10 protein-coding genes are annotated in these 10,724 nt (G+C 31.0%); 3 read left to right on the forward strand and 7 right to left on the reverse strand.

The features are described 5' to 3' along the window. Position 1: 1 nt before the first annotated feature. On the reverse strand, positions 2 to 1,636 hold the full coding sequence (gene ade, locus N4A42_RS01505) for an adenine deaminase (RefSeq protein WP_294068860.1): 1,635 nt from the start codon (positions 1,634 to 1,636) through the stop codon (positions 2 to 4). Positions 1,637 to 1,672: 36 nt separating this feature from the next. Then, positions 1,673 to 2,998 (reverse strand): tRNA lysidine(34) synthetase TilS, encoded by a 1,326-nt coding sequence (gene tilS / locus N4A42_RS01510; protein ID WP_294068863.1) that lies wholly within the window; start codon positions 2,996 to 2,998, stop codon positions 1,673 to 1,675. Between the two features lie 125 nt (positions 2,999 to 3,123). On the opposite strand from tilS, the gene N4A42_RS01515 reads away from it, so the two are divergent. Further along, positions 3,124 to 3,813, forward strand: a complete 690-nt coding sequence (locus N4A42_RS01515; protein WP_294068866.1) for a hypothetical protein — start codon at positions 3,124 to 3,126, stop codon at positions 3,811 to 3,813. A gap of 64 nt (positions 3,814 to 3,877) precedes the next feature. Here N4A42_RS01515 and N4A42_RS01520 read toward each other — a convergent pair whose 3' ends face one another. Continuing rightward, the gene (locus tag N4A42_RS01520; protein ID WP_294068869.1) at positions 3,878 to 5,176 is read right to left on the reverse strand and encodes an anthranilate synthase component I family protein; all 1,299 of its coding nucleotides are present in this window, start codon (positions 5,174 to 5,176) and stop codon (positions 3,878 to 3,880) included. Between the two features lie 81 nt (positions 5,177 to 5,257). Between N4A42_RS01520 and N4A42_RS01525 the strand changes: the two genes are divergently transcribed. After that, a complete protein-coding gene (locus N4A42_RS01525) occupies positions 5,258 to 6,148 on the forward strand; it encodes an aldose 1-epimerase family protein (RefSeq protein WP_294068872.1) in 891 nt (296 codons plus the stop codon). Positions 6,149 to 6,188: 40 nt separating this feature from the next. After that, the gene (locus tag N4A42_RS01530; protein ID WP_294068875.1) at positions 6,189 to 7,544 is read left to right on the forward strand and encodes a DEAD/DEAH box helicase; all 1,356 of its coding nucleotides are present in this window, start codon (positions 6,189 to 6,191) and stop codon (positions 7,542 to 7,544) included. A 2-nt stretch (positions 7,545 to 7,546) separates the two neighbouring features. Here N4A42_RS01530 and N4A42_RS01535 read toward each other — a convergent pair whose 3' ends face one another. The 4 genes from N4A42_RS01535 to N4A42_RS01550 all read right to left on the reverse strand — a co-directional run bounded on the left by N4A42_RS01535 (position 7,547) and on the right by N4A42_RS01550 (position 10,504). Further along, positions 7,547 to 8,767 carry a hypothetical protein gene (locus N4A42_RS01535; protein ID WP_294068878.1) on the reverse strand — a complete coding sequence of 407 codons (1,221 nt, stop codon included), beginning with the start codon at positions 8,765 to 8,767 and terminating at the stop codon, positions 7,547 to 7,549. A 124-nt stretch (positions 8,768 to 8,891) separates the two neighbouring features. After that, positions 8,892 to 9,725 (reverse strand): hypothetical protein, encoded by an 834-nt coding sequence (locus N4A42_RS01540; protein WP_294068881.1) that lies wholly within the window; start codon positions 9,723 to 9,725, stop codon positions 8,892 to 8,894. Positions 9,726 to 9,759: 34 nt separating this feature from the next. Then, positions 9,760 to 9,933: a hypothetical protein gene (locus tag N4A42_RS01545; protein ID WP_294068884.1), complete on the reverse strand. Its 174-nt coding sequence runs from the start codon at positions 9,931 to 9,933 to the stop codon at positions 9,760 to 9,762. Then, positions 9,917 to 10,504, reverse strand: coding sequence for an RNA polymerase sigma factor (locus N4A42_RS01550; protein ID WP_294068887.1), 588 nt, complete (start codon positions 10,502 to 10,504; stop codon positions 9,917 to 9,919). The genes N4A42_RS01545 and N4A42_RS01550 overlap by 17 nt, the downstream gene beginning before the upstream one ends. Positions 10,505 to 10,724 lie beyond the last annotated feature (220 nt).

Genomic DNA, 10,724 nt, shown 5'->3' on the forward strand with positions numbered 1-10,724 from the left:
ATTAGGCATTATCTATATATTCAAGGTTAGTGAATTGAAACGAATTACCATCAAACAAGCCTTTATCGCTTAGCTTCAGTGATGGTATCACCAGTAAAGCCATAAACGACAAACTCATATAAGGTGCATGCAACGTACTTCCTAATTGTTTTGCCATGGCATCTAATTCTGAATATTGCTTGCCAATTGTTTCTGCATTTTGATTGCTCATAATACCTGCTACTGGCAAAGGCACAACTTTTTGTTCGTCATTGCTTACAGCGCAGATTCCACCCTTATGCTCTATAACGAGATTTACAGCTTTACAAATGGCTTCGTCAGAGACTCCAACTGCTATAATATTGTGAGAATCGTGCCCAACAGATGATGCTATTGCGCCTTCCTTTAATCCAAAATTTTTAATGAATGCTATAGCTGGTGGATCATTTTTATAACGATTAACAACCGTCATCTTTAAAATGTCAGTATCCGTATTTGAAACCAAATTTCCATCTTCAATCGTTGCATTTTCAATAAGTTGATTGGTAATCAGCTCACCATCTAAACATTCTATGACTCTTATTTTGTCTTTACCAGACTCGAATCTAAAATCTGAAACGTCTTTTTTATCGGTATTGAAATTATTAAGATCTTGAAATTCAACATGTTTAATTTTTGAAAATCCATTATCGAAAACCAATACTCCATCAATATAAGTGTGAAGTGTTTTAAAATCTTTTAAATCTTCTACCACAATACAATCAGCAACATCACCTACTTGCAACAGACCAACACCAAGACTATAATGCTTTACAGGATTGACACAAGCTGCTTGTAACACCTTAAAAACATCATTGTCTTTTGCAACTGCTCTAGCACAAAGTTGATTGATATGACCTAAGAGCAAATCGTCTGGATGCTTATCGTCACTACAAAACATTATACTTTCGTAATGCTCATCGAGTAAATCAATTAAAGCTTCAAAATTTTTGGCTGCACTACCTTCTCGTATAATCACTTTCATGCCTTTTTGGAGCTTTTCTAGACCTTCTTCGTAGGTAAAACATTCGTGATCTGTTGAAATACCAGCCGCAATATATTTGGTTAAATCATCTCCTCGTAAACCTGGCGCATGACCATCAATGGGTTTATTATAATGTTTAGCCCATTCTATTTTTTTAAGAACTTCTGCATCATCATAAATCACTCCTGGATAATTCATCATTTCTGCCAAGTACTTAATATCTGGATTAGACATTAATTCCTTTATTCCATCAGAATCAATGACAGATCCAGCCGATTCAAAACTCGTTGCCGGCACACAACTTGGTGCTCCAAAATTGAACTTAAAGGGTGTTTGCTTACCGTTTTCAATCATAAACTCTACACCTTCAACACCTAGAACATTAGCGATTTCGTGAGGATCGGAAACTGTGGCTACTGTACCATGCTTTACAGCAGTCTTAGCAAACTCACTTGGTACTAACATTGAACTTTCTATATGAATATGTGCATCTACAAAACCTGGTAAGATGTAATGGTTTTCATCACAGTCTTTTTCAATAATTGAAATAATTTTGCCTTTTTCAAAAGTAATTTCTCCTTTAAAAATTCTACGGTTTTGTATATCTACGATGTTTCCTTTTAATGATCCCATTCTGTCCTTCGGACATCTTTCCCAAAGGGAAAGAGTTTATCCTAATTCTATTTTTAAAATTTTATTTGTTTGGTCAGTTACTTTAAAGCGATCATCTGCTCTTCTACCTACAACCCAAACTACCTTATTATTTGATGTTAAAACCCAAGAGTTTTCTTTTTCAACTGGAGTTAGCTTTTCGTCTTTTAAATATTTGCTGACCTTCTTTTTACCTTTCATTCCTAAGGGATAAAAGACATCACCTGCTTGACATAACCGTAATTCTAAAGGACATTCTAGTTTTTTGGCATCTACATAAATTGTAGTATCAGAATTATCGTTTAAAGCATCAACTTCATCAAACAATAAAACTCCTAATGGTGTTTCAACGTTACCATCTTCAACTTCTATTTCGCTCAATATAATATTAGATTCTGAAACAAGTTCAGAATGACACTCTGATAAGATTAAAAATTCACGATGTTTAGTTAAACAATGCGTATTAGACTTTACATATTTTCCTGTTTCTGCATCTAATAAATTAGCGACATCATTCCATGCTGTAAATCCGTAATCTTTAAAGACTTCGAATAAAAATGCTTTTGGATTGGCTTGAGTTTTAAATTCTGAAACTGCATACATTACACTAGCTTCATCTTCTTTAACTATAGCATTTTTTAAAAAATCTTTTACACTTGTATTAACTATAGCTGCTGTATCTTGAAGGTTAGACAAGGTGCTTTGAACACTATCTAACAATTGTGGATTAATTTCTTTTAAAATCGGTACGATCTCGTGCCTTAGCTTGTTTCTAAGATATTTCCTGGAACTATTACTACTGTCTTCCCTCCACGTAATATCATTTTCATTTGCATAAGCTTCAATATCATTTCTTGAAAATCTCAACAATGGCCGAGCCACATTATCGTTAATTTCTGGTATTCCTGTTAAGCCATTTATACCTGTACCACGAGTAAAATTAATTAAAAATGTTTCTAGATTATCATCTGCGTGGTGTGCGGTTAGGATATAATCGAACTGTAATTGTTTAGCTAAATCTTCAAACCAATTGTAACGCAATTCTCTAGCTGCCATTTGAATGGAAAGCTTATTTAATTTAGCGTAAGCTTCAGTATCAAAATTTTGAATAAACACTTCAACATTTAGCTGCTCTGCTAATTCTAAAACAAATTCTTCATCTAAATTACTTTCTTCTCCTCTTAAATTAAAATTACAATGCGCTAAAGAAAAATTAAGCTCTAATTCTTTACACAAATGCGCTAAAACAACACTATCAACACCCCCTGAAATAGCAATTACAATTTTACTTATCTTTAAAAAGGGAAAGCGTTCTTTAATATGAGAATTAAAAGCATTTAGCATGATGTAAAGATACAATATTGAGATACGCTAACAACTATTATATTTAGTTAGATTAATAATGATATTTATCATAATAAAGACAAATTGTTATTAATAGCTTTAAGAAAATATTAAAACAACCAGTTATGAGCACTTTTAAAGAACTATCATCAAAATCTGCACAAACTGCTTTCGATAAAAAAGTACTTTCTGCAGTGTCCCATTTACATCCTTATGTAAAACACAGAATTTATATTGCCGAGACCACAGGCATTATTCCAAAAAACATGTATTCGTCTAATGGAATTATTGACGAATCTATTATACAACTCTATAGCAATGGGTTTAATATAGAAGCCGAACGAATGGCTATTAAACTTGAGCTATTTAAGCTAGTTGATAATTATATGAATGTGCTCTTTAAGAAAGAAGCACATCATAAAAACACCATTAGCACAGATACTATTCTTAAAGATGAACTTAGTAAACTAGGCGAAGATTTTACTGTTGATGCAGATATGGATTTAATCTTAAATACTGAGTTAAGTGACATCTCTTATCAACAAGATCATAGCAATCACCTTTATCTGTATGATGACAAACAAGCATCTTTACTCAAGGCTTTTGAACTAGAAAATCTATCTAAAACCGAATCGCCAAAAGTATTTGGAAGGTTCTATAGTTGGTTACCTATAAATATTTCTAACATTGTTGATTTATACATCTTTGGAAATCTAGATTTTGAGGATATAGCAGCTATTAAAAATATAGAGATATCTCGTGTTGAGCTTATTTTTGAAAAAGTAAAAAAGAGTTTTAGAAGGCATTTGGAATAGATAGATCTTTAGACAAATTAGATGAGTTAGATTATTAGATGTTTCAATTATAACCTCTAATAATCTAGTCTTCTAAAACCTGTCGCATCGCTTTAGCTTTTACCAAACATTCTTCATACTCTTTTAAAGTAATACTCTTTGCAGTAATGGCACTTCCTACAGAATAAGAAATGTATTTATTAGTTTCGTTATAGAGAATACTTCTTATAATAACATTAAAATCGAAATCACCTTGAGGTGTAAAGTAACCTACCGAACCTGAATATAAACCTCTTTTGGTTTCTTCTAAAGCTTCAATAATTTGCATGGCAGAAATTTTTGGCGCACCTGTCATACTTCCCATAGGAAAGGTTGTTTTTAAAATATCTACAGGTTTAATGTCTGCTGGGACTCTAGATGAAATGGTAGAAATCATTTGATGCACTTGCAAAAACGAATACACCTTACACAATTCTTCAACCTTTACACTGCCTTTCGTTGCTGTATGCGATAAGTCATTTCTAACTAAATCGACAATCATTATATTCTCACTTCGCTCCTTTTCATCTTTGCTTAAATCTTCAGCAAGTTTTGCATCTTCAATTTTATCTACAGAACGTTTTGCTGTACCTTTTATAGGTTGCGAAATAACCCTATCACCTTCTTTTTTTATATAACGTTCTGGTGAGGCAGATAAAAGGTATTTGTCGCTATTCTTAAAAAAAGTAGCAAAAGGTGGTTTAGAAATTTCATTAAGTTTATTAAATACATCTACAGCATTAATGGTGCTGTTTTCAGCAAAAAATTCTTGACAAAAATTGGCTTCATAAATATCTCCTCGATGAATATGCGATAGCATTTTATTCACTTTTTCAAAATACTCATCTTTATGAATTCGAAGTTTTATCTTTATTGGCTCTGAAGAAGAAACCGAAATTGAAGACGAAACTGAAGTTGAATTAATAGCGTTAAAATCTTCATCAATCTCATCATCTACTAATTTTAGATATTGAATTGTAACTTCATCTCCTTGTATTAAAAACAATTTTTTAGGTTGAAAAAAATACAAATCCGGAAAACCCAAACCGTCAAAATTATTAGACTGTAAATCTTCTGTAGAATTTTTTAAATCATAGGTTAAATACCCAAAAATCCAATCGTTTGTTGTTTGCTGATATTCATTCAAACGATCAAACGCTTCAAAATAATCGGTTTGTATACTGGTAAAAGCATCTACTGCCAAGATAGCATCATAACTACCATACTTATCTTTATAAGCGCTAGAGTCTAACCAAACGACTTCATCAAATTGTTGTGCCCAATGTAGTAGTCGTTCTTTAAAAATTTCAGGATGCTCTAGTGAATGTTTATGTATTGTTCTCAAAAAAATAAAATAATTCAGCAAAAATAAAGAGAATAGTTTTTTGATAAAATAAGAATTGTATATTTCACTAAAACAATTGCAATGCCAATCTTAAAAAACCGCCTACTTCGTGTAGAAATAAAGCAAAAAGGTGCTGAGTTATGCAGTATTCGTTCACAAAAAAATAACACGGAATTTATGTGGCAAGCTAATCCTAAAATTTGGGCAAGCCACGCACCTAACCTATTTCCTATTATTGGTGCTTTAAAAGACAATTCATATTACTATAATGATCAGCTTTACAAAATGCCAAAACACGGCTTTGTGAGACACAATGAAGATTTAAGTGTTATTTTAGAATCTGAAACTAAAGTAACATTTAGCTTAAAATCTAATGCAGAATTAAAGGCTATTTATCCGTTTGATTTTGAATTTTTAATCACTTACGAGCTTAAGGATAATGCATTATTTGTTAACCACACAGTTAAAAACACAGACCATAAAACAATGTACTTTTCTTTAGGAGGTCATCCTGCTTTTAATTGTACTAGTGATGAAGAAACATCTTATACCGATTATTTTTTAGAATTTGAAAAAGAAGAATCTAGTCAATCTTATCTTTTGAATATGGATACAGGATTAGTGACAAAAGAAACCAAGGCTGTATTTAACACTCCAAACACCATAAATCTAAACAACAGTTTATTTAATGAAGATGCTTTAATTTTTAAAGATGTACAATCTCGAAAAGTCACTTTAAAGCATATAAATAAAGGCACCATATTATCAGTAAAATTTGAAGGATTTCCTTTTTTAGGCATTTGGGCAAAACCTAATGCACCTTATGTTTGTATTGAGCCTTGGATAGGTGTTGCAGATTCTGAAACAACTAATCAAAAGATTACAGAAAAAGAAGGTGTCATTTCGCTAAACCCTAACAATAACTTTACAGCAACCTATAGTATTGAAATTGAAAAAACACAAATCAACTAATATAGAATATTAATAGTAGCTTTGCACAAAATAGTATACTGTGTTATTTCAAGATTTAAATTTAAATACACCTCTAAATAATGCCATAGAGGACTTAGGTTTTAAAAACCCAACACCAATTCAAGCAGAGGCTTTTAACATCGTTGCTTCTGGTAAAGATGTTGTTGGTATTGCGCAAACTGGTACTGGTAAAACATTTGCGTACATGTTACCTATTTTAAGACACCTTAAGTATTCTAGGCAAGATAATCCCAGAGTTTTAATACTTGTCCCTACCAGAGAATTAGTTGTACAAGTTGTTGATGAAATTGAGAAATTATCAAAGTATATTAATAATAGAGTTTTAGGTGTTTATGGTGGCACAAACATTAATACCCAAAAGAAAGCTGTAGCCCAAGGACAAGATATTATTGTAGCCACACCAGGTAGATTATACGATCTTGCAGTAAGCAGAGTTTTACAATTAAAATCTATACAAAAGTTAGTGATTGACGAAGTTGATGTAATGCTAGATCTTGGTTTTAGACACCAACTCTTGAATATTTTTGACATTCTGCCAGAACGCAGACAAAACATTATGTTTTCTGCTACAATGACAAAAGATGTCGATGAGTTAATTACAGATTTTTTTATTAGTCCAACAAAAATTCAAATTGCAGTTTCTGGTACTCCTTTAGAGAATATAAGGCAACAACGTTACAATGTTCCTAATTTTTATACTAAAGTAAACCTGCTAGAGCATTTACTTAGAGACGAAGACCAATTTTCTAGAGTTTTAATTTTTGTAGCCTATAAAAAAATGGCAGATCGATTATTTGATAAGCTCGAAGAATTGTTTCCTAGTCAATCTTGCGTAATTCATTCTAATAAAACTCAAAATTACAGATTACGAAGTATAGAGCAGTTTAGAGCAGGTGAGCATCGTTTGCTTGTAGCTACGGATGTTATGGCAAGAGGATTAGACATTGAAGACATAACACACGTTATAAATTTTGACACACCAGATTATCCTGAAAATTACATGCATAGAATTGGTAGAACTGGTCGTGCAGAAAAAGAAGGCCATACCATACTATTCTCTACCGAAAAAGAACAAGAAGCCAGAGAACGTCTAGAAGACTTAATGCAAATAGAAATAACAACACTTCAAATTCCTGAAACTGTTGCAATATCTACAGAACTTATTGAAGAAGAACGCCCTCAAATAAGAGAACGTAATAATCCAACAAAACGTAGCAAAGAAGATGTACCAGGACCTGCATTTCATGAAAAGAAAGACAAAAATAAAAAGACAAATCTTGGCGGTTCTTACCGACGTGAAATAGCTAAAAAATACAAGAAACCTAAAACCAGAGGAGACAAAAACTATAATAGAAAAAACAAGAAAAAGAGATAAGGTTATTCTATATAAAAAAGGTCGCCTTTAAAAGTAGCGTAATATTTCAGCTTTAACGTTTCAGTATCAAAAAGCGCAATTAAATCACAGCCTTTACCTTTATACTTTCTTCTATATACTACTGGTAAATCTTTAAATATTGGCTTTATAAATGTCTTTGTATACGAAAAGTAAACTCCATATTTATCATCCCTTTTTATAATAAAGGCAGAACGACCAGACATTTTATATATAGCATCATATTCTGGCTTTAAAACAAACACACCTTGCTTATTATCTATTAAGCCAACTTTACCGTTTTTAAACCCTAAAATATAATCTTTTTTTCTGTACCAAACATTTTCAAAGTACAAATAATTTGTAGTTGTAAAATCTTTATGATTTCCAACAATACTAACTTGCTTTAATGTTTTTGAAATTGAATCGCTTTTTGGCAACTCTACTTTTTGTTTTGGTGTATTACTAAACTCTGGTAATTCAACATCATCATAATAATCATTATAAGTTTTAGGCTTTTGAGCTATAGTTTGCTTAACGTGAGATGTTATTTGAAAAAAACCTTCAACAAGTTTTACTTCCATTTTACCATATACACCTTCATTGGTATATGTAAGTTTCATAGATTCTAATGCCCAAAGCATTTGGTCATTATTTACAAAATCAAAATCTTCAACCTTATCTAAAATCGTTTTGGTAAACTCCTTCTTTTTTTTGTTGTAAATTCTTAAAGTATAACTATGCTCTAAATGCTGAAAAAGGACAAAAATCTCTGATGTTTTCCTTATTTTACTTACATCCTCAAAAACAGCAATAAATGCATAGTAATCTGGATAAAGCAACTTCCCTTCTAAATCATAAAGCTGCATTTTTTCGTAATGAAACACATTATGATACTTTACTGTTTTTAAACGTGTTGTATCTGCTGCAATAATAAAATCATCATAAATCCCATAATCAAAGTAAGGCTTATCTTTAATTATAGTTTTATCATAATGCATTAATGAAGTTAAAAAACTATTGGCTTCAAGTTTCTTAAAACACACAAAATAATTTGGTCTAATACCAAAATTAATTTTGTCGTAATCAGCTTCTACCCTTACTGTTTTATTTAAATCTGAAAGCCCAAATTTGTCCTTAACCTTAATAGGTACTAAAACCTCTTGAGACAAAAGATTAAAAGAAACACATAGACTTAATAATGTAAACTTAAATAATTGGTTCATAGCGTAAAATCTTTCTTCAAAAACAAATATAAAAGAAAAGTCTCTTCAAAAAAGAAGAGACTTTCTTTATGCATCAAGTACTGCAGGATCCATTTTATACAAAATAAAATCTATAACCCTAACCTTATAGTTGATCCTGCACTTGTACTTGATTTTCCATTAAGTCATTTATAGGCACTATTAACGTGCCTTTAGAATTTTTTAGTATTACTGAAATACTTTTTACTTCTTCTATAGAATAGTTTTCTCCATTAAAAGTAATGTTCTGCCCTACTTCGTACATTTTTCTAGCATAGAATGTATGTAATAATTTTCCAACTACCAATCTAGCACCTAAGCCAAATGCTATTGCAAAAGCTAAAAGAAATGCTGCAATAATCATATTAATGTTATTGCTAATAATTTCTGTATCTATACCTGCCTGATTAAGAGCTGTTATAGATATAAAAGTAAGCATTAAAAAGAAAACTACTTGGCTTATCATTTTTCCGCCAGATAGTTCCATAGATTCAAACAAAGATTTTAAACCTTTTTTTACAAAGTTTGCAAATAATAAACCAACAACAAATATGATTAATGCTGCTAATAATTGCGGTATATAAGATAACAAATTACTTATCTGCTCAGTAATAATTTCTAAGCCCATAATATCTGATGCTGTAACAAATATTATGATATACATTAAATACTTTACTAGGTTAGAAACAATCTTAACTGTATCAAAATTTAACTTTTTACCTTCTATTATTTCTATATCATTAAGTTTATCATCTAGCTTATTAGCTTTAACAATTTTTAATACTTTTTTGATAACCTTTACTATTATCTTAGTAACAATCCATCCTATAACAAGAACTATAAAAGCTCCAATTATATTGGGAAATATTGCAGTAATCTCTAGCCAAATGTTGGTTAGAGATTTCATAGCCACATCAGAAAATTCGTTTACTTTATCCATACTTATTAATTTAACATTAGGGTTTATTAAGTATTTATTCTTTTCTATTAGCCATAACACTATCTATTACATGACCAATATTATACGAAAACAACTCAGCCAGTTCCATTAATAACTTAGCCATTGCAATGTCGTGCATGACTTTGCTTTTTAGCTCAGCTGGAACCTCTTTTAAAGGCTGATTTATTTGTTTAAATGGATTTTCCATCTTTCGTATAATTTTCGTACTTACGTACAAGTTTTTCTTTTGCTCTTTTTAAGCGCATTTTTACTGCACTCTCACCTATGTCTAATACATCTGATAATTCTTTAATTGTTAAATTATCTTGATACTTTAATAAAAGTATCATTTTTTCTTCAGGGGAAATCAGCTCCATCACTTTTTTTAATTGCTCCACACGCATACTTTCTAATTCTCGTGTAAAATCAATTTCTTCACCTATATTTTCAATACTATCTGAACTTATAGATTTTTTCTCAATCTTCTTTGCTGTATTTCTGGTTACGTAATTTACACAATGATTATATGTAAACGCGTAAAGCCAAGTTGAAAATTTAGATTTACCTTTAAAACTTGCCAGTTTCACAAAGACTCTCAAAAATACATCTTGAGTTAAATCTTTGGCTTCATCGACTCCGTTGGCAAATCCATAGCACTTATTATACACCATAGTAGCGTATCTATCGTATAACACCTCAAACAACATAGTGTCATTGGTTTTTACGATTGCTTCTACGAGCGCTTCATCTGTCAGGCTATGAACAGCGTCTGTTGTCAATTTATTAGTAAATTCTTTTTAACTTGGTTGGTTACTGATTTAAGACACATTGTTTTTTACTAGGTCACAAAAAAGTTTATTACTTTTTTTATTATTCACATCAAAACAAAAGCTCTGACCTTGTATGTATTAACCCTTGTAAAAAATTATTCACAAAACTACTGAAATAATTTTCTAAGCATAAAAAAAGCGAACTTAAAAGTTCGCTTAGTTTTATTAA

Origin of the sequence: Winogradskyella sp. (assembly GCF_025210595.1) — a bacterium.
Lineage (GTDB): Bacteria > Bacteroidota > Bacteroidia > Flavobacteriales > Flavobacteriaceae > Winogradskyella.